We start from the raw sequence: 18262 nt of genomic DNA on the forward strand, positions 1-18262 counted from the left end.
CCGGCCCCGGGAAAGGGCGTGCGGTGCGGGTCAGTTCTCCTGGAGGAGCATGCCGTCGACCCAGCCGCGCTTGCTGGTGCCCGGCAGATCGCCGTAGTACCACTGGGTGCCGCGCTTGACGGTGTAGCAGCGGACGTAGACCTGGTCGAACCACTGCAGGCTCTTCACCTTGTGGTACCCGTTGCCCGGTCCCGTGCGCGCGGTGGCGCCCACGTTGATGACCATCATCTTGTGGTTCTTGACGTTCTTGGTGCAGGCGCTGCCGCCGACCGCGGATGCCGTGGGGGCGGTCATGAGCGAGGCGCCGAGGGCGACCGCGGTGGCCGCGGTCAGCGTGGCGAGACTCTTCCCGAGACGGGAGTTACGCATGGGGGGATCCTCAGATGTCGAACAACTGGTGAACGGCGATCATAGGCACGGGAGTTCGGATCGCCGCCCGCCGGGTCAGCCCTGTTCCGGAACCGTTGCCTTCTCCGTCGCCGGGGCCTTGTCACGGGCCGCCCGCCGCCCCGGCGCGAAGAAGAACGCCAGCGTCGGCACCAGGTAGAGCAGCCAGATCACGACCTGCAACACCGTCGGATCGGGCTGGAAGTTGAAGACGCCCTTCAGGAGCGTGCCGTACCAGCTGTCCGGCGGGACCGTCGCGCTGATGTCGAACGCCTTGTCCCGCAGGCCGCCGATGAACTCCGCCTCCTGCAAGTCGTGCACGCCGTACGCGAGGACGCCCGCGGCCACCACGACCAGCATCGCGCCGGTCCAGGTGAAGAACTTCGCGAGGTTGATGCGGACCGTGCCCTTGTAGAACAGCCAGCCGAGCGCGATCGCGGTCAGCAGCCCGAGGACCACGCCGATCAGCGGCGCGTGCGAGCCGTCGCTGGAGGCGCGCACCGACGCCCAGACGAACAGGGCCGTCTCCAGGCCCTCCCTGCCCACCGCGAGGAACGCGGTCGCCACCAGCGCGGCCGTGCCCATCTGCAGGGCCGCGTCCAGCTTGGCGCCCAGCTCCGCCTTCAAGTGCCGCGCGGTGCGCCGCATCCAGAAGACCATCCACGTCACCAGGCCCACCGCGACGATCGACAGGGAGCCGCCCAGCGCCTCCTGCGCCTCGAACGTCAGCTCCTGCGAGCCGAAGGTGAGCGCGCAGCCGAAGCCGAGCGCGAGAGCCACCGCGACGCCGATGCCGATCCAGATGGGCAGCAGCGCGTCCCGCCGCCCGGTCTTCACCAGGTACGCGATGAGGATGCAGACGACGAGGCTGGCCTCCAGCCCCTCGCGCAGACCGATCAGATAGTTGCCGAACATCGGCTCACGCCTCCCGGGTGAACAGGCCCCTGCCCCACCAGTCGTCCTTGTCGCGGACGCCCGGCGGGACCGCGAAGACCGCGGAACCCACGTGCTGGATGTACTCGTTGAGCGCGTCGGAGCGCGCCAGGTTGCGCTGGACGGGGATGAACCCCTTGCGCACGTCCCGCTGGTAGGCGAGGAAGAAGAGCCCCGCGTCCAGGCGGCCGAGGCCGTCGGTGCCGTCCGTGAAGGAGTAGCCGCGGCGCAGGATCGTCGCCCCGTCGTTGGTGTCGGGATGGGCGAGGCGGACGTGCGCGTCCGGCTTCATCGCCTTCAGGAACGGCTCGTCGCGCTCCTTCGCCTTGCCGACGGGGGCGCCCTCGCCCTTGTCGCGGCCGAAGACGTCCTCCTGCTCCTGGAGCGACGTCCGGTCCCACGTCTCGATGTTCATCCGGATCCGGCGGGCCACCAGATAGGAGCCGCCCGCCATCCAGCCAGGACCGTCCTGCCGCCCGACCCACACGTGTTTGACGAGCGCGTCGGCGTCGGTGCCCGCGACGTTCCTCGTGCCGTCCTTGAAGCCCATCATGTTGCGCGGCGTCTGGGCCTCGGGCGTCGTCGACGAGGTCTTGCCGAAGCCGAGCTGGGACCAGCGCACCGCGACCTTGCCGAAGCCGATGCGCGCGAGGTTGCGGATGGCGTGCACCGCGACCTGCGGGTCGTCCGCGCACGCCTGGACGCACAGGTCGCCGCCGCTGCGCGCCTTGTCGAGGTTGTCGCCGGGGAACTTGGGGAGGTCGACCAGCGCGTCGGGCCGTTCGTCCTCGAGCCCGAACTTCTCGAACAAGGAAGGCCCGAAGCCGATCGTCAGGGTCAGCCGGGACGGCCTGAGGCCGAGCGCCTCGCCGGTGTCGTCCGGCGGCGCCTCGACGAGCCCGCCGTACGCGCCCTCGCCGACCGTGTGCCCCGCGGTCATCCGCGCGGCGGCCCGCGTCCAGTCCTTGAGGAGCTGCACGAACTCCTCGCGGTCCGCGGTCTTCACGTCGAACGCCGCGAAGTGCAGCCGGTCCTGGACGGCGGTCGCGATGCCGGCCTGGTGCGCGCCGTGGAAGGCGACCGCGGCCCCCGAGTCGGCGGCGGGCGCCACCTCGTCGCCGGACCTGGCCATCGCCACCGCGCCGCCCGCCGCCGCCGCGCCGAGCGCGAGCCCGGCGCCGCCCCAGCCGAGCAGGGAACGTCTGGACGGCGCGGGGGAGCCGCCATCGGCGGGGACCGCTTCGGGCGCGGTCCCCGGCTCGTCCGTGCTGGTGTCGGTCATCGTTCCCCCTGCCGCTACTTGGACTTGGCGACGGCGGCCGCGAGCTTCGACAGCGGCTCCGCGAGCGCGTTGACGCCGTCGGAGAGCTCCTTGCGGTCCGCCTTGCCGACCTTGTCGTACGAGGTGAACTCGTAGGAGTCGGCGCCGCCCTCGCGGTACTTCTCCAGGAGCTTGTCCAGGGCCGCGAACTGCTTGTCGAGCTCCTTGGCCAGCGCCGGGTCGTTCTCGGCGGCGACGGGCTTGAGGAGCTCGTAGGACTTCTCCGCGCCCTCGACATTGGCCTTGAAGTCGACCAGGTCGGTGTGCGAGTAGCGCTCCTCCTCGCCGGTGACCTTGCCGGTGGCGACCTCGTCGAGGAGCTCCTTGGCGCCGTTGGCCATCGAGGTCGGGGTGATCTCCGCCTTGCCGACCCGCTTCTGCCAGTCCAGGAGGTCCTTGTCGAGCTGGGTGGCGAGCGTCTTCTCGCGCGCGCCGATCTTCTTGTCCTGCCACAGGGCCCGCTCCAGACGGTGCCAGCCCGTCCAGTCCTTCTCCGGGTCCTGGCCCTCCTCCAGACCGTCCTCGCGCACGTCGACCTTCGGGTCGATGTCACCGAAGGACTCGGCGACCGGCTCGGTGCGCTCCCAGCCGATGCGGGAGTCGGCGTACGCCTTCTTGGCCGCGGCCAGATCGCCCTTGCGCACGGCGTCGGTGAACGTCTTCGTCTTGGGCAGCGTCTCGTCGGCCTGCGCCTGCGCGTAGGCGCGGTACTCGGCGACGGCCTTGTCCAGGCGCGGGTCACGCTTCGCGGTCTTGCCGCCGCCGGTGACCGTGACCTTCTGGCGGATGCCGTCGCCCTTCATGCCGGGCTTGCAGGCGATCTCGTACGAACCCGCCTTCACCTCGGCGGTCAGCTTCTGCTTGGTGCCGGGGCCGATGTTCTCGCGCTCGCTGACGATCCGGTCGTCGGGGAAGAGGATGTAGACCTCGGTGACCTTGGAGCCCTTGTTCTCGATGGCCAGCTCGACGTGACCGGCGGAGAGCTCCTTCTTGGAGACGTCGCACTTGTCGTCGGTGGCGGTCACGCTGACGCTGTTCGCCCCGCCGCTCTTGGCGTCGCTCTTCTCCGTGCAGCCGGTGACGGCGGTCAGGGCCGCCGCGGTGGCGACGGCGGTGACGACGGAGACACGGGCGGGTCGCACGGGTCGCATAGAGGACTCCAAGACGGTTCACGAACGGGCGCACGCCCCACCGGGGGCCGGTGAGGCGGACCTAACTTAACCGAGCCTTACCTCAGTGATACCCGCCCGTTCCGTGATTCAGCTCTCAAGCCGCCGCGCCGCTCACGGAGCGATCACGGACCGCCGATGGGGCGCCCATGACCTGGTAAAGCGACGGTCAAGATGCCGGGTCCGGGCCCCTGAGCGGGGCGACCACGGGGGCGCCGGTGCGCGGGTGCGGGAAGACCTCGACCGGCTGCCGGTACACCTCGGAGAGCAGTTCCGCCTCGAACACCTCGGCGGGCGGGCCCTCCGCGGCGACGCTCCCCGCGCGCAGCACCGCGACCCGGTCCGCGTACGCCGCGGCGAGCCCCAGATCGTGCAGGACCACCACCACCGCGTCGCCCGCCGCGGCCCGCTCCCGGCAGATCCGCAGGACCAGCTCCTGGTGGCGCAGGTCGAGCGCGGCGGTCGGCTCGTCGAGCAGCAGCAGCGGGGTGCGCTGGGCGAGCACCCTGGCCAGCGCGACCCGGGCCCGCTCGCCGCCGCTGAGCGCCGAGAAGGGGCGGGCGGCGAAGTCGCCCACCTCGGTGGCGGCCATCGCGTCGCGCACGATCCGGTCGTCGTCCTCGGCGAGCCGCGTCCCGGCCCAGGGCGCGCGGCCCATCCGGACGACGTCCTCGACGGCGAAGGGGAAGGAGAGCGCGGCGGACTGCGGCAACACCGCGCGCCGCAGGGCGAGTTCGGCGGCGGGCCACTGCGCGGTGGACCTGCCGCAGACGCGCACGACGCCCCCGTCGGCGGGCAGGTCCGCGGCCAGCGCCGCCAACAGGGTCGACTTCCCCGCCCCGTTGGGCCCCACCAGGGCGAGCACCTCACCGGCGCGGGCCGCGAGCGAGACCCCGCCGAGCACCTCGCGTCCGCCGAGCCGCACCCGCAGGTCCTCGGCCTCGGCGAGCACCTCACCCGGCGTACCGGGCCCCGGCAGCGCGCGCTCGCGCCCCGCGAAGAGCCGTCTGCTCAGCTGCCCGATCATGCCCAACCACCTTGCTTGCGACGGGTCCTGCGCAGCAGCCAGAAGAAGAACGGGCTGCCGAAGAGAGCGGTGAGCACGCCGAGCGGCAGCTCGGCGGGCGCGGCCACGGTGCGCGCGGCCAGATCGGCCGCGACCAGGACGAGCGCCCCGCCCAGCGCGCTGCCCGGCACCAGGAAGCGGTGTCCTGGACCCGCGGCCATCCGCAGCAGGTGCGGCACGAGGAGCCCCACGAAGGTGATGATCCCGGCGACGGCCACCGCGGCCGCGGTGAGCAGCGCCACCACCAGGACCAGCACCAGGCGCAGCCGCTCCACGTCCACGCCCAGGTGGCGCGCGGGGCGCTCGCCGAGCGCGAGCAGGTCCAGCTTGCGGGAGTAGAAGGGCGCCACCGCGAGCCCGAGCAGCGCGCACGGCAGCACCGCGAGCACCTTGGGCCAGGTGGCCTGGGCGAGCGAGCCGAGCTGCCAGAAGGTGATCTGGCTGATCTGCGCGTTGTCCGCGAAGAAGATGCACAGTCCGATCAGCGCGCCCGCGAACGCGTTCACCGCGATGCCGGTGAGGATCAGCGTGACGACTTCCGTACGGCCGCCCTCGCGCGACATCGCGTACACGAGGAGTACGGTCGCGAGCCCCGCGACGAACGCGCAGACTGTGATGGTCCAGTTGCCGAAGAAGTTGAGGCCGAGCGCGATCGAGGCGACCGCGCCGACCGCCGCGCCCGAGGAGATCCCGATCACGCCGGGCTCGGCCAGCGGATTGCCGAACACGCCCTGCATCAGCGCGCCCGCGCAGCCCAGCGAGGCGCCGACGAGGAGCGCGAGCACGACGCGCGGCAGGCGCACGTTCCACAGCACGCTCTCGCCGACCCGGTCGAGCGCGGCCCCGCCGAGCCCGACCCGGTGCTGCACGGAGGCGAGCACGTCGCCGAGCGGGATGCGGTAGGCGCCGGTGCCCGCGGAGATCAGACAGAGGAGTACGAGGACGGTCACCAGGCCCACGGTCAGCGGGAGCGCGGTGCCGCGCCGGCGGCGCGGGGCTTCGGCGGGCGGCGTGGGGGCCGTGGCGCCGGCCGTCTTGGTCAGGACGCTCACCTGGCGTCCCCGTAGAGCTGTGTCACCAGGGACTTGAGCACCTGGTCGGTGCGCGGACCGTAGTTGAGGAGTACGCCGTCGTCGATCGAGACGATGCGCCGGTCGAGGCCCGCCGGGGTCTCGGCGACGCCGGGCACCTTGAGCAGTCCGTCGACGCCGTCCACCGACTCCAGTCCCTTGCGCATCACCAGGATCGCGTCGGGCGCCGCCTTGGCGAGGGCCTCGCTGGTGATCGCGGTGAAGTCCTTCTTCAGGCCTGACTCCTTGCCCGCGTCGACCGCGCCCGCCGCCTCCAGGAGCGAACTGGCCCCGGATTCGCGGCCGCCGAGCAGATAGACGGAGGCCGAGCCGCGCAGATAGAGGAAGGCGACCCGGGGCTTCTTCTTGCCTTCGCCCGCGGGGATGTCCGCGCGGACCGCCGCGATCCGCCGCTCGGTCCGCTTGGTCAGTTCGGTGCCCGACTTCTCCACGCCCAGGGTCTTGGCGACCGCCTCGATGCGCGGGCTCACGTCGTCCAGGCCCTTGGCCGGGTCGAACACGACGAGCGGGATGCCCGCGTCCCTGATCTGGTCGACGGCCTCGGTGGGCCCGGTCGTGGTGTCGGCGAGGACGACGGTCGGCCGCAGCGAGAGGACGCTCTCCGCAGAGACGTCGTGGGCACGTGTCACCACCGGCAGCTTCTTCGCCTGGTCGAAGGTGGCGGTGATGTCGCGCGCCACCACGTTCTCACCGAGCCCGAGCGTGAACACGATCTCGTTGAGGCTGCCGGTGAGCGGCACGATCCTGCTGGTGTCCTTCACCGTCACCTCGTGCCCGTCGGCGGAGGTGACGGTGGCGGGAAGGGCGGGCTTGGGCGCGGCCTTCAGGGGCTCGACCCGGTCGGGAGCGGCCGCCTTCGCCTGCGCCTTCGGTGCCACCGTGCCGCCGCCGTCCGATGTCTGGCACCCCGTGAGGCCGAGGGCGAGTACGGCGGCCCACGCGCCTGTGATCCGGAGTGAGCGCGGCATACGCACCGAAGTCCACCGTCCTGTCGTGCTGTTGAGGTCCGAGGTGCCGGGGTTCCCGGTGGTGGGGTTCCGGCAAGGATGATCGTAGTTTAGGTTAGCCTTACCTCATTAGCTAGACCTGGAGGGGTCCCCATGCCGTCGTCGAGACAGGCGCGCGCCACCGCCCGCGCCGGATCCGTGGCCGTCCTGACCGCACTCGTCGGAGCACTGCTCCCGGCGGCCACCGCACACGCGGAGAGCCGCACGGTGCAGGGCGGACGGCTCGACTGGGGCATCAAATCCTCTTTCCAGAGCTACGTCACCGGGCCCATCGCCCAGGGCGGTTCGACGCTCCAGGGCGGCGCCGCCACGGTCGGCGGCAGCCAGTTCCGCTTCCACTCGGCGAAGGGCTCGTACGACCCGGACGGCGGCGCCTTCAGTGCGGGATTCTCCGGCGGGGTGCGCTTCACCGGGCACAAGAAGGGCGGCTCGTACGAGCTCGACCTCACGATCAGCCGCCCCACCGTCAAGATCTCCGGCGGCTCCGGCACGCTCTACGCCGACATGGTCAGCAAGCAGAAGGGCAGTGGCAAGGTCACCTCGACCGCGCAGATGCCGCTCGCCTCGCTGAACATCTCGGGGATCAACATGAAGGGCGGCACGGGGCCGATCGCCCTCAACAACCTGCCCGCGACGCTCACTTCCCAGGGCGCGAAGGCCTTCGCCGGCTACTACACGGCGGGCACCGCGCTCGACCCGGTGAGCCTGTCCACGGACCTGGCCGCCGCGAAGCCCTCCGGCAGCGATGACCCCGAGGACGACAAGGGCAAGAAGTCGTCCGACAAGGATTCCGACAAGCAGGAGCCCGGCAAGAAGAAGGCGAAGGCGGGCCGCATCGAGGACGCCGCCGTCGACTGGGGCGTGCGCCGCACCTTCCGTGAGTACGTCACCGGATCCATCGCCAAGGGCGAGTGGAAACTGACCGCAGGGGCCCAGGACGGCGGCGCGCTCTTCCGCTTCCCCAAGGGCGAGGGGACGTACGACGAGAAGAGGGGCACGCTCACCGCTGACTTCGCGGGCACCGTCCGCTTCACCGGCGAGCACGGCCTCGACCTCGCGCTCGGCGACGTCGCCGTCCAGGTGAAGGACGGCAAGGGCACGCTCCTCGCCGACGTCGAGAGCAAGGGCGACAAGGGCGTCTCGCTGAAGAAGGCGCCGCTGGTCACCTTCGCCGCCCCGGCCGAGGACCTGAAGCCCGCCGACGGCCTGGTCGCGCTCACCGAGGTGCCCTCCGAGCTGACCGCCGACGGCGCCAAGGCGTTCGGCGGCATGTACAAGGCGGGCTCCGCCATGGACCCGCTCTCGCTCGCCGTCGCGCTCGACGGCGACGCGAAGCTGCCCGCGCTGCCCGACCTCGGCTCGTCCGCGAAGCCCACGCCGGAGCCGGCGAAGGCCGCGGAGCCGAAGACCGAGAACGCCGCCGAGTCCTCCGACTCCTCGTCGAACGCCGTGCCGATCGGCATCGGCGCGGGAGTGGCCCTGCTGCTCGCCGCGGCGGTCGCGTTCGGCGTCGTACGCAAGAAGCGCGGGGCGCCGGACGCCCCGACGTCCGCGGACTCCTGACCGCCCACCCGCCACGACCCGCCCACGGGTCGCCCCCTCACCTCCCCGTATCTCTCAAGGAGAAGCCTGAACATGGCCGCCAACCGTCGACCCATAACCCTCGCGGCAGCCGTCGCCACCGCCGTGACGCTCGGCGCGAGCGCCCTCGCGCTCCCGGCGCTCGCCGCCGACGGCGACAAGGCCGCGCCGCCGAAGCTGGAACTGAAGAACGGCACGCTGGACTGGGGGCTCAAGGAGTCCTTCCGCAAGTACGTCGCGGGCACGGCGCACGGCACCATCGAGGCCACGGACGGCGCCAAGCAGGCCCCGGACAACGGGGTGTTCACCTTCACCGAGGGCAAGGGGACGTACGACACCGGCCCGACGCACGCCGTGAACACCGCGTTCAAGGGCAGCCTGCGCTTCGTGTCCAAGATCCACACCTTCGACATCAAGATCGCCGATGTGAAGGTCCGCACGGAGGGCAAGAAGGGCGCGATCCAGGCCGACGTCACCCTCAACGGCGCCACCCAGAACGACATCGACCTCGCCGCGCTCGACCTGAGCACGGTCCGCCCGGGTGCGGGCGAGGGCGGCGCGATGGTCTTCAAGGACATCCCCGCGACGCTCACCGCGGACGGCGCCAAGGCGTTCAACGGCATGTACGCGGCGGGCGAGAAGCTCGACCCGGCCACGCTCACCGTGACGGCGGGCGGCCCGGTGACCGAGGAGCCGACCAAGCCTCCGACCGACAAGCCGACCGAGCCCACCGAGCCCCCGAAGCCGACGGACAAGCCGACCGACAAGCCGACGGACAAGCCGACCGAGCCCACCGCCAAGCCCACGTCCGGCACCGAGCGGCCCGCGGACAAGATCGTCGAAGGCAGCCTCTCCTGGGGTCTGAAGGAGAGCTTCCGCAAGTACATCTCCGCCGGTGGCAGCGTCTCCGTCGCGGGCGGCGCCAAGAAGGCCGCGAACGGCTACACGTTCCCGTACGCCAAGGCCGACGTGGACTCCGACGCCAAGAAGATCGACGCGTCCTTCGGGGGCAGCGTCCGCTTCGCCTACAAGGCGCACGGCATCGACATGAAGTTCAGCGACCTCAAGGTCAAGGCGAACGGCTCCGCAGGCACCCTGCTCGTCGACGTCACCACGCCCCAAGGCACCAAGAACGACGTGGAGTTCGCGAAGCTCGACCTCGCCAACGCCTCGTACACACCGAAGAACGACGTCGTCGTGCTCGACAAGGTCCCCGCGACCCTCACCGAGGCGGGCGCGCAGCAGTTCGCCAACCGCGGCAGCCGCCCCTACGAGCCCGGCGAGAAGCTCGACCCGGTGACGGTCGCCCTCTCCTCCAAGGCCGGCGCGGACCTCCCGGCGGGCGGCGGCGAGGTGGGCGACAAGACCCCCATGGGCGGCTCGGGCAGCACGGGCTCGGGATCCGTGGGCGGCGGCTCGGTCGGCGGCGGAAGCGGCGACACGGGCTCCCTGGCCTCCACCGGCGCCTCGATCCCCTCGACCGCGCTGCTCGGCGCGGCGGGCGCGGCGATGGCGGCAGGCGCGGCAGCGGTCTTCGTGGCCCGCCGCAACCGCAAGACGGAAACGGCCTGATACACGACGACGCCGGAGGGGCTGAGAAATCAGCCCCTCCGGCGGTCTGGTAAATCAGCCCCTCCGGCGGTCTGGTAAATCAGCCCCTCCGGCGTTTGAGGAGCGGGGGCCCGGGGGCGGAGCCCCCGAGACACCAGCCCCCTCAGGCAGAGAGCGGAAACTCTTCCCCGAGCTCCCGGAACACCGCCGTATTCAAAGCGAAAGCGTTCTTGCACTCGTCCACCATCCGCTTCCTCTCCAGCTCGTCCGTCACCACGGAGTCGATGCCGTCCAGCAGCTCGCGGTAACCCCGCTTGAACGCGGCCGGGTTGGAGATGCCGTCGAAGACGTAGAAGCGGACGCCGTCGCCCTTGCGGTCGAAGCCCCAGGTCTGCTCGGCCTTGCCTCTGATGATCTGGCCGCCGGAGAGGTCGCCGAGGTAGCGGGTGTAGTGGTGGGCGACATAGCCGCCGGGCCAGCTGCGCGCGCACTCGGCGACGCGGTCCGCGTAGGCGGCGGTGGCGGGCAGCGGGGTGAGGCCCGTGCGCCAGTCGGCACCGCGCAGGTGCGTGAGGTCGCGCTCCAGGGCGCTCACGCGCAGCAGTTCGGGCTGTATGAAGGGGCCGGCGACCGGGTCGTCGCGCAGGGCCTGGGCGCCGTCCTCCAGGGCGCGGTACACGAACCACAGCTGTTCCGTGTAGCGCGTGTAGGCGTCCACGCCGAGCCTGCCGCCGAGCAGGTCGCTCATGAACGTGGAGGTCTCGGCCTCGGTGTGCTGCTCGTGCGAAGCGGTGCGGATGACCGTGGAGAAGGGCGTGAGCGGCGTGTCCATGAGGGACCTCCTGAGGGAGCCGGGCGATGACGGGATGGCGGGAACCGGTGCGACCCCTGCAGATCATGGCAAGTTAGGCTTACCTAAGTCAACTGGTTCCCGACGTCCTGTCGGTAAAAAAGTTACCCGCTCCCCGCCCCCGGAACCACGAAGATCCGGATCCTGGGCGGATCCGGATCTTCGACGGGTGTTCCCGGACGGGGCGCCCGCGGCGGGGCGGGTCGACTCAGGGCAGCGTGAGGATCTCCGCGCCGGTGTCGGTCACCACGAGCGTGTGCTCGAACTGGGCGGTCCGCTTGCGGTCCTTGGTGACGACGGTCCAGCCGTCCTCCCACATGTCGTACTCGTGCGTGCCGAGCGTCAGCATCGGCTCGATCGTGAACGTCATGCCGGGCTGGATGGTGGTCGTCGCGTGCGGGCTGTCGTAGTGCGGGACGATCAGCCCGGAGTGGAAGGACGTGTTGATGCCGTGGCCGGTGAAGTCGCGCACCACCCCGTAGCCGAAGCGCTTGGCGTACGACTCGATGACCCGGCCGATGATGTTGATCTGCCGGCCGGGCTTCACGGCCTTGATGGCGCGGCTGAGGGACTCGCGGGTCCGCTCGACGAGCAGCTTCGACTCCTCGTCGACGTCGCCGACGAGGTAGGTGGCGTTGTTGTCGCCGTGCACGCCGCCGATGTACGCCGTGACGTCGAGGTTGATGATGTCCCCGTCGTTCAGGACGGTGGAGTCGGGGATCCCGTGGCAGATGACCTCGTTGACCGAGCTGCACAGCGACTTGGGGAAGCCGCGGTAGCCCAGCGTCGAGGGGTAGGCACCGTGGTCGCACATGTACTCGTGCGCGACGCGGTCCAGCTCATCGGTGGTCACGCCGGGCGCGATGTGCTTCGCGGCCTCTTCCATGGCACGGGCGGCGATGCGGCCCGCGGTGCGCATCAGCTCGATGGTCTCGGGGGTCTGCACCTCGGGCCCCGTGTACGGGGTCGGCGCGGGTTTCCCCACGTACTCCGGGCGCCTGATGCTGCCGGGTACGGAACGGACGGGGGAGAGCTCCCCTGGGACGAGCGGTGACTGGCCAGACATGCCAGCGAGTCTAGCCAGCCGACGTGGGGCAGCATGGCGTCAGAGAACGCGTGACGAGAGGAGCGGGTCATGGCGCTGTTCAAGAAGCGGACGGTCGGCAAGCCGGGCGAGTGGTTCTACTGCCTGGAGCACCACAAGGTCGAGGAGGGCCCGGACTGCCCCGGCAAGGACCGGATGGGGCCTTACGCCTCTCGGCAGGAGGCGGAGCACGCGATGCAGACCGCTCAGGAGCGGAACCTCGAGTGGGAGAACGATCCCAAGTGGCACGACGCCGCTGCTCGCGGGGAGGGTGACGAGTAGCCTCCCGCGGGCCGCGGGCCGCGGGGCCTGTGCGGCCCGCATGGCCCGCAGGGGCGGAGGGGCTTCTGGGGCTCGGGGATATCCGCGGGCCGGATGGGGCTGGTCGCGCAGTTCCCCGCGCCCCTTACGGGGCCCGAGCTCGCAGTTCTCCGTGCCCGCTACGGGGCCACCTGCTCCGGCGTGCCCGTTGTGCCGCGTTCCTTGCGGCGCAACGCGTCCGGGTCCGTCGTCGCGTCGTACGAGACCAGGCGCGGCAGGGCCGCCGCCAGGATGCCCACCGAAGCCACGCAGGCCAGGCCGCCGGACCAGATGGCCGAGCGGGTGCCGGTCCAGCCCGCCGCCGCGCCCGCGCGGACCTGGCCGAGCTGTGGGCCCACGCTGTAGGAGAGGACCTCGATCCCGGCGAGCCTGCCGCGCAGCTCGTCGGGGATCGTCTGGTTCCAGATGGTCGAGCGGCCGAGCCCGCTCAGCATGTCGCCCGCGCCCGCGAAGGCGAGACAGCACAGGACCACCCAGACGTTCGAGAACCAGCCCGCCGCCGTGATGGCGAGGCCCCAGCCCGTCGCGCCGAAGATCACGAGCAGCCCGTGCCGCCGCACCCGCGAGGTCCACCCGCTGGTGAGGCTGAGCAGCAGCGAGCCGACCGCACCCGCCGCGTACATCAGGCCGAGCGACCACTCCGCGTCCAGGTCGTCCGCGAGGAACGGGAAGATCGTGTTCGGGAAGGCGAAGAACATCGCCGCCATGTCGATCGCGTAGGTGCCGAGCAGCACGGGCCGCGACCACGCGTACCGCGCGCCCTCCGCGAGACCCCTCAGCGACGGCTTCTCCGCGTCGTGCGCGGCGGGCGCGGGGGAGATGCGGGTGCACAGCGCGACCGAGACGGCGAAGCAGCAGGCCGTGATCGCGTACGCCGACGCGTGGCCCGCGTACGCCACGACGATGCCCGCGAGGGACGGCGCGGCGATCGCGCCCACGTTCCAGCGCAGCGAGTTCAGCGCGGCGGCCGCCGTCAGCTGGTCGTGCGGCACGATCCGCGCCATCAGCGAGTCCAGGGCGGGCCGTTGCAGCCCGGCGAGCGCGGAGACACCGGCCGCCACGACGTACAGCGGCCACAGCAGCGGCTCCGCGAGCAGCGCGTTCACCAGCAGGACGACGGCGAGCAGCCCGAGGCCCGCCTCGGTGAGGAGGATCACCTTGCGCCGGTCCACGGCGTCGGCGAGCGCTCCGCCGTACAGTCCGAAGACGATCAGCGGCACGAGCTCCACCGCGCCCATCGCGCCGACGGCGACCGGCGATTCGGTCAGCTCCTTGATCTGCAGCGGCAGGGCGACCAGGGCCATGAAACTGCCGAACGTGGTGACGAGACCCTGCACCCACAGCAGACGGAAGTCACGGGTGGACCGCCAGGGGGAGAGGTCGGGCAGTATCGCGGAGAGAGGCACGAGAAGCCATGCTCAGCGGCTCCACGTGCGCGGGCAACTCAATTAACGCCGCAGAGGCGGCCGCGCGCGTCACCAGCGGGTCGGCGGCGGCGCCGTCAGCTGGTCGGCGAGGCGCGAGAGCCGGTCCCTGAAGCGGCGCCGGGTACGGGCCGCGGGCAGCGCGTTCTCCCCGGTCGCCGCACTCACCAGGTGCTGGACCGTGTCGAGATCGAGGTCCGTGCCGTCCGGCACGGCGAGCGCCTCGTGCGAGAGCGCGTCCAGGTCCCGGTCGCCGGAGCCGAGCGCGAGGACCGTCGCCCCGGCCCGCCGCGCGTCGTGCACGCGCGTGAGCAGCTCCGGGTCCGGCGCGTCCGGCGCCACCACGAGCAGCGTCTCGCCGCGCCGCGCCGCCTCGATCCGGCCGAGCCCGGTCGACAGCTGCGCGGGATCGCCGGGCAGCACCCGGTGCCGCACCAGCGTCGGGGTCAGCTCGGGCGTGCCCGACCAGGCCGCCTCGTCCACCAGGTGCGCCGCCATGTGCCACGGCTCGTACGCCCGGGTGCCCACGAGCAGCAGTCCGCCGCCGTGCGGCAGCACGCTGGAGCGCAGCGTCCCCGCGAAGCGGCGGGTGGCGCCCGGCCACTCGGTCCCTGCGAGCACTTCGCGCAGCAGCGCGACCCGTACGGCGTCCATGGCGTCGCATCCTGCCCGAACGGGCCAGTCGTGACCGGGAGTTCACCGGGAATTCCCCCGGAGCGGGGAAGGGCGGGGGATGACTGTTGAGACATCTGTTCCCTTCCGGGCGGGCCGCGAGGGATACGCGAGCTTCCGCATCCCCGCCGTCGTGAGAACCGCCGCAGGCACCGTCCTCGCCTTCTGCGAGGGCCGCGTCGGCTCCCAGGACGACTTCGGCAACATCGACGTCGTCCTCAAGCGCTCCGCCGACGGCGGCCGCACCTGGGGCCCGCTCCAGATCGTCGGCAAGAACGGCGCCGACCTCGCGGGCAACCCCGCCCCCGTCGTCCTGGACACCGGACGCGTCCTGCTCGTCCAGGTCAGGAACGCCGCCGCGGCCACCGAGGACGCCATCAGGCGCGGCAAGGTGTCGGCGGCCGACGGGCGCCGCGTCTGGGTGCAGCACAGCGACGACGACGGGCTCACCTGGTCGACCGCGCGCGAGATCACCGGCCAGGTGAAGAAGGCGAGTTGGCGGTGGTACGCGACCACGCCGGGGCACGCCGTCCAGCTGACCACCGGCCGCGTCGTGGTCCCCGCCAACCACTCCCTGCCCCCGAGCGGCACCGACACCGGCACCGAGGGCAAGTACAACGGCGGCCACTGCCTGCTCAGCGACGACGCGGGCGCCACCTGGCGCATCGGCTACATCGACGACAACGTCGACGGCTACGTCAACGTGAACGAGACCACCGCGGCCGAACTCCCCGACGGGCGGCTCTACTTCAACACCCGCAACGACTCCCCGGCCCCCGGCAACCGCGCCGACGCGTACTCGGCCGACGGCGGCCAGAGCCTGGTGAAACCCTTCCGGCCGCAGGCGGGCCTCACCGGACCCGTCGTCGAGGGCAGCGTCCTCCAGCTCGGCGACCCCGACGTGCTGCTCTTCTCGGGCCCCGCCGACCCCGGCTTCCGCGCCCTGCTGACCGTGCGCCGCAGCGCCGACTCGGGCACCACCTGGGAGACCGCGCACACGGTAGACGGGCTGCCCGCCGCGTACTCCGATCTCGCACGCGTCGACGACGACACGGTCGGACTGCTCTACGAGACGGGAGACTTCAGCGCGTACGAGACGATCACTTTCCGGCGGATACCCGTGCCCCGGCTGACCGGGGCGACCGGTGAGTAAGGTCGCCCCATGACCTCTACAGACAGTGCGCAGAACGCCCCCGCGAAGGCCCCCGCCAAGGACCCCTGGGAGCTGCCCGACGTCTCCGGCCTGGTCGTCGGTGTCCTCGGCGGCACCGGCGACCAGGGGCGCGGGCTCGCCTACCGGCTCGCCAGGGCCGGCCAGCAGGTGATCATCGGCTCGCGCGCCGCGGACCGGGCGCGGACCGCCGCCGACGAGCTCGGCCTCGGCGTCCAGGGCGCCGAGAACGCGGAGTGCGCGCGGCGCAGCGACATCGTGATCGTCGCCGTGCCGTGGGACGGCCACGCCAAGACCCTGGAGTCCCTGCGCGAGGAACTGGTCGGCAAGCTCGTCGTCGACTGCGTCAACCCGCTCGGCTTCGACAAGAAGGGCGCCTACGCCCTCAAGCCCGAGGAGGGCAGCGCCGCCGAGCAGGCCGCCGCCCTGCTGCCGGAGTCACGGGTCACCGCCGCCTTCCACCACCTCTCCGCCGTCCTGCTCCAGGACGCGTCGGTCGAGGAGATCGACACCGATGTGATGGTGCTCGGCGAGAGCCGCGCCGACACGGACGCGGTGCAGGCGCTCGCCGCCCGCATCCCCGGCATGCGGGGCGTCTTCGCGGGCCGACTGCGGGGCGCCCACCAGGTCGAGTCGCTCGTCGCCAACCTGATCTCCGTCAACCGCCGCTACAAGGCGCACGCGGGCCTGCGGGTCACCGACGTATAGGGACGTGCGGGTCACCGACGTATAGGGACGTGCGGGTCACCGACGTATAGGGACGTGCGGGACGCCGGCGGGCATGGGGGACACTGGACGCGTACGCATCCACGCTTCATCGACAGGAGCCGACCCCCATGCCCCGCCTCGCCCTCTACGCCCTCGTGGTCTGCGCACTCGCCGTGACCGCGGCCGTGATCTCCTTCGCCCAGGGCAGCTGGCTCGGCATCGTCTGGGTGCTGCTCGCGGGGCTCTCCTCGAACATGGCGTGGTTCTACCTGCGCAAGGAGAAGGCCCGGCGGGCGGCGTCCTCGCCTACTGGATGATCCCGGAGGGCGAGGGGATCTCCTGCGAGCCCTCCCAGAAGCGGTACAGCTGCTGGCCCCAGTAGGTGTCCCAGTCGCTGACGCCGAGCCCGCGCAGGATCGCGTCGATCGCGTCGAAGAACACGTGGTTGACCTCCGGGATCCACAGGATGCCGAAGACCGCGATGAGACCGAACGGCGCGAACGGCTCCACCTGGCGGCGGACCTTGTACGAGAGCCAGGGCTCGATGACGCCGTACCCGTCCAGGCCCGGGATGGGCAGGGAGTTCAGGATGGCCGCCGTCACCTGGAGCAGCGCGAGGAACGCGAGCGCGTAGCGGAACGCGTCCGGCACGCCGTCCAGGGCGTCGAGCCAGAACGGCGCGGTGCACACCACGGCGAACAGCACGTTCGTCAGCGGGCCCGCCGCCGAGATCAGGCTGTGCTTCCACCGGCCGCGGATCCGGCCCCGCTCGATGAAGACCGCGCCGCCGGGCAGGCCGATGCCGCCCATGATCACGAAGAGCACCGGCAGCACGATGCTCAGGAGCGCGTGCGTGTACTTGAGCGGATTGAGCGTCAAGTACCCCTTCGCGCCGATGGAGATGTCGCCGCTGTGCAGCGCCGTACGCGCGTGCGCGTACTCGTGCAGGCAGAGCGAGACGATCCAGGCGGCCGTCACGAAGAGGAAGACGGCGACACCCGGATTGTCGGCGAAACCGGTCCAGGTGGCCCAGCCGGCGACGGCCGTGACGGCGGCGATCCCCAGGAAGACCGGACTGATCCGCCGGTCACTGCTGCGGGTGGGGGCGGTGGTCATGGGGTGGGGCTCCTGGAGTGCGAGGGCCTGGCCTGCCCGACCGTACCGGGCCTACGCGGAAAACGTCTCGCACTCGGCCCTGAGTTCCGGGGAGGCTTGGAGTCATGACACTGCGCCGGGTGTGGAAGGTCAGTTACGCGGACTGGCAGATGGAGTGCTGCGGGACACCGTTCGCCGTGGGGGACGAGGTGGCGTGGCCGCTGCTCGTCCTGAAGGACGCGGGCAGGGGCTGGGAGGAGGAGTTCAGCGAGATCGAGGGGCGCGTGGTGGCGCTGGACCCCGAGGACGACGGGGGCGACGAGGAGCCGTGTGAGGAGGCCGCCGTCGTACGGGCGCACGGGGTGACGGTCCCGTGGAACCACGCGCCCCCGTGGCCCGAGCGGACCACGCTCAGGGGCCTGCTCTCCGTGGAGCGCCACGGCGGCCGCTGGCCGGACACGGTCGGCAGGGTCCGTGCCCTCCACGTGGTGACCCAGGGCTTCGCGGAGACGTCCGAGGGATCGAGGACGTACGAGCCGGTGCCCGGCGAGCGGTGGCTGCGCCCGGTCGAGCTCTGCCCGAAGTGGTTCCAGGAAGAACGTCTCTCGCGGACGTCGCAGGGGCCGGGATACCGGCGGAGCGAGACCGGGGTGCTGGTGGAGCTGGAGGTCGCGGTGGACGAGGGGGATGCGGGGGGCGCGGGGGACGCGGGCTGAGTACGGGGGACAGGGGCGGTCGGGGCCGAGGGGGAGACGGGGGACCGGGGTGGGCCGGAAGTGCGGGGGACGGCGGGGTGAGCGACCGCGGCGCGGCCGGTGCGCGGGAGGCGTG

19 protein-coding genes are annotated in these 18262 nt (G+C 71.7%); 7 read left to right on the plus strand and 12 right to left on the minus strand.

What is annotated here, in order from left to right; all coding sequences use genetic code 11:
- Positions 1-30 precede the first annotated feature (30 nt).
- From ACIO9J_RS18970 to ACIO9J_RS19000, 7 genes are all read right to left on the minus strand, one after another.
- Positions 31-369 carry a hypothetical protein gene (locus ACIO9J_RS18970; protein WP_402000284.1) on the minus strand — a complete coding sequence of 113 codons (339 nt, stop codon included), beginning with the start codon at positions 367-369 and terminating at the stop codon, positions 31-33.
- A 75-nt stretch (positions 370-444) separates the two neighbouring features.
- Entirely contained in the window at positions 445-1302 is an 858-nt protein-coding gene (gene efeU, locus ACIO9J_RS18975; protein WP_402000287.1) for an iron uptake transporter permease EfeU, read from the minus strand.
- A 4-nt stretch (positions 1303-1306) separates the two neighbouring features.
- On the minus strand, positions 1307-2602 hold the full coding sequence (gene efeB, locus ACIO9J_RS18980; protein WP_402000290.1) for an iron uptake transporter deferrochelatase/peroxidase subunit: 1296 nt from the start codon (positions 2600-2602) through the stop codon (positions 1307-1309).
- Between the two features lie 14 nt (positions 2603-2616).
- Positions 2617-3783, minus strand: coding sequence for an iron uptake system protein EfeO (efeO, locus tag ACIO9J_RS18985; protein WP_402001109.1), 1167 nt, complete (start codon positions 3781-3783; stop codon positions 2617-2619).
- Positions 3784-3979: 196 nt separating this feature from the next.
- On the minus strand, positions 3980-4837 hold the full coding sequence (locus ACIO9J_RS18990) for a heme ABC transporter ATP-binding protein (RefSeq protein ID WP_402000293.1): 858 nt from the start codon (positions 4835-4837) through the stop codon (positions 3980-3982).
- The gene (locus ACIO9J_RS18995; protein ID WP_402000296.1) at positions 4834-5928 is read right to left on the minus strand and encodes a FecCD family ABC transporter permease; all 1095 of its coding nucleotides are present in this window, start codon (positions 5926-5928) and stop codon (positions 4834-4836) included. Before ACIO9J_RS18995 ends, ACIO9J_RS18990 begins: the two co-directional genes overlap by 4 nt.
- Positions 5925-6935 (minus strand): hemin ABC transporter substrate-binding protein, encoded by a 1011-nt coding sequence (locus tag ACIO9J_RS19000; RefSeq protein ID WP_402000299.1) that lies wholly within the window; start codon positions 6933-6935, stop codon positions 5925-5927. Before ACIO9J_RS19000 ends, ACIO9J_RS18995 begins: the two co-directional genes overlap by 4 nt.
- A gap of 132 nt (positions 6936-7067) precedes the next feature.
- Here ACIO9J_RS19000 and ACIO9J_RS19005 point away from each other — a divergent pair, with 132 nt between their 5' ends.
- A complete protein-coding gene (locus tag ACIO9J_RS19005; protein WP_402000302.1) occupies positions 7068-8537 on the plus strand; it encodes an HtaA domain-containing protein in 1470 nt (489 codons plus the stop codon).
- Between the two features lie 72 nt (positions 8538-8609).
- Positions 8610-10127 (plus strand): HtaA domain-containing protein, encoded by a 1518-nt coding sequence (locus tag ACIO9J_RS19010; RefSeq protein WP_402000305.1) that lies wholly within the window; start codon positions 8610-8612, stop codon positions 10125-10127.
- Between the two features lie 142 nt (positions 10128-10269).
- Here the strand turns inward: ACIO9J_RS19010 and ACIO9J_RS19015 are convergent, their stop codons facing one another.
- Positions 10270-10938, minus strand: a complete 669-nt coding sequence (locus tag ACIO9J_RS19015) for a heme oxygenase (biliverdin-producing) (RefSeq protein WP_402000307.1) — start codon at positions 10936-10938, stop codon at positions 10270-10272.
- 226 nt (positions 10939-11164) lie between these two features.
- On the minus strand, positions 11165-12022 hold the full coding sequence (gene map / locus ACIO9J_RS19020) for a type I methionyl aminopeptidase (protein WP_402000310.1): 858 nt from the start codon (positions 12020-12022) through the stop codon (positions 11165-11167).
- Positions 12023-12091: 69 nt separating this feature from the next.
- Between map and ACIO9J_RS19025 the strand changes: the two genes are divergently transcribed.
- Positions 12092-12322 (plus strand): hypothetical protein, encoded by a 231-nt coding sequence (locus ACIO9J_RS19025; RefSeq protein ID WP_402000313.1) that lies wholly within the window; start codon positions 12092-12094, stop codon positions 12320-12322.
- 158 nt (positions 12323-12480) lie between these two features.
- Here ACIO9J_RS19025 and ACIO9J_RS19030 read toward each other — a convergent pair whose 3' ends face one another.
- Complete coding sequence (locus ACIO9J_RS19030) at positions 12481-13767, minus strand: MFS transporter (protein WP_402000316.1); 1287 nt, start codon at positions 13765-13767, stop codon at positions 12481-12483.
- A gap of 69 nt (positions 13768-13836) precedes the next feature.
- Positions 13837-14439 (minus strand): hypothetical protein, encoded by a 603-nt coding sequence (locus ACIO9J_RS19035; protein WP_402000319.1) that lies wholly within the window; start codon positions 14437-14439, stop codon positions 13837-13839.
- A gap of 79 nt (positions 14440-14518) precedes the next feature.
- Here ACIO9J_RS19035 and ACIO9J_RS19040 point away from each other — a divergent pair, with 79 nt between their 5' ends.
- The 3 genes from ACIO9J_RS19040 (at position 14519) to ACIO9J_RS19050 (ending at position 16653) form a co-directional block, all read left to right on the plus strand.
- Positions 14519-15610: an exo-alpha-sialidase gene (locus ACIO9J_RS19040; protein WP_402000322.1), complete on the plus strand. Its 1092-nt coding sequence runs from the start codon at positions 14519-14521 to the stop codon at positions 15608-15610.
- A 9-nt stretch (positions 15611-15619) separates the two neighbouring features.
- A complete protein-coding gene (gene npdG, locus ACIO9J_RS19045) occupies positions 15620-16336 on the plus strand; it encodes an NADPH-dependent F420 reductase (RefSeq protein ID WP_402000325.1) in 717 nt (238 codons plus the stop codon).
- 128 nt (positions 16337-16464) lie between these two features.
- Positions 16465-16653 (plus strand): hypothetical protein, encoded by a 189-nt coding sequence (locus ACIO9J_RS19050; RefSeq protein ID WP_402000328.1) that lies wholly within the window; start codon positions 16465-16467, stop codon positions 16651-16653.
- Here the strand turns inward: ACIO9J_RS19050 and ACIO9J_RS19055 are convergent.
- Positions 16643-17452 (minus strand): site-2 protease family protein, encoded by an 810-nt coding sequence (locus tag ACIO9J_RS19055; RefSeq protein ID WP_402000331.1) that lies wholly within the window; start codon positions 17450-17452, stop codon positions 16643-16645. The two genes, ACIO9J_RS19050 and ACIO9J_RS19055, sit on opposite strands and share 11 nt — an antisense overlap.
- 104 nt (positions 17453-17556) lie before the next feature.
- Here ACIO9J_RS19055 and ACIO9J_RS19060 point away from each other — a divergent pair, with 104 nt between their 5' ends.
- Positions 17557-18147, plus strand: coding sequence for a DUF6578 domain-containing protein (locus ACIO9J_RS19060; RefSeq protein WP_402000333.1), 591 nt, complete (start codon positions 17557-17559; stop codon positions 18145-18147).
- Positions 18148-18262 lie beyond the last annotated feature (115 nt).

Origin of the sequence: Streptomyces sp. NPDC087300 (assembly GCF_044744425.1) — a bacterium.
In the GTDB taxonomy this organism is placed as follows: Bacteria; Actinomycetota; Actinomycetes; order Streptomycetales; family Streptomycetaceae; genus Streptomyces.

Coding starts and splice junctions, on each gene's coding strand:
- ACIO9J_RS19025 (WP_402000313.1), top strand. CDS start 12,092: ATGGCGCTGTTCAAGAAGCGGACGGTCGGCAAGCCGGGCGAGTGGTTC.
- efeU (WP_402000287.1), bottom strand. CDS start 1,302: ATGTTCGGCAACTATCTGATCGGTCTGCGCGAGGGGCTGGAGGCCAGC.
- map (WP_402000310.1), bottom strand. CDS start 12,022: ATGTCTGGCCAGTCACCGCTCGTCCCAGGGGAGCTCTCCCCCGTCCGT.
- ACIO9J_RS19035 (WP_402000319.1), bottom strand. CDS start 14,439: ATGGACGCCGTACGGGTCGCGCTGCTGCGCGAAGTGCTCGCAGGGACC.
- ACIO9J_RS18970 (WP_402000284.1), bottom strand. CDS start 369: ATGCGTAACTCCCGTCTCGGGAAGAGTCTCGCCACGCTGACCGCGGCC.
- ACIO9J_RS19040 (WP_402000322.1), top strand. CDS start 14,519: ATGACTGTTGAGACATCTGTTCCCTTCCGGGCGGGCCGCGAGGGATAC.
- ACIO9J_RS19050 (WP_402000328.1), top strand. CDS start 16,465: ATGCCCCGCCTCGCCCTCTACGCCCTCGTGGTCTGCGCACTCGCCGTG.
- ACIO9J_RS18990 (WP_402000293.1), bottom strand. CDS start 4,837: ATGATCGGGCAGCTGAGCAGACGGCTCTTCGCGGGGCGCGAGCGCGCG.
- ACIO9J_RS19005 (WP_402000302.1), top strand. CDS start 7,068: ATGCCGTCGTCGAGACAGGCGCGCGCCACCGCCCGCGCCGGATCCGTG.
- ACIO9J_RS19060 (WP_402000333.1), top strand. CDS start 17,557: ATGACACTGCGCCGGGTGTGGAAGGTCAGTTACGCGGACTGGCAGATG.
- ACIO9J_RS19055 (WP_402000331.1), bottom strand. CDS start 17,452: ATGACCACCGCCCCCACCCGCAGCAGTGACCGGCGGATCAGTCCGGTC.
- ACIO9J_RS19000 (WP_402000299.1), bottom strand. CDS start 6,935: ATGCCGCGCTCACTCCGGATCACAGGCGCGTGGGCCGCCGTACTCGCC.
- ACIO9J_RS19010 (WP_402000305.1), top strand. CDS start 8,610: ATGGCCGCCAACCGTCGACCCATAACCCTCGCGGCAGCCGTCGCCACC.
- npdG (WP_402000325.1), top strand. CDS start 15,620: ATGACCTCTACAGACAGTGCGCAGAACGCCCCCGCGAAGGCCCCCGCC.
- efeB (WP_402000290.1), bottom strand. CDS start 2,602: ATGACCGACACCAGCACGGACGAGCCGGGGACCGCGCCCGAAGCGGTC.
- ACIO9J_RS19015 (WP_402000307.1), bottom strand. CDS start 10,938: ATGGACACGCCGCTCACGCCCTTCTCCACGGTCATCCGCACCGCTTCG.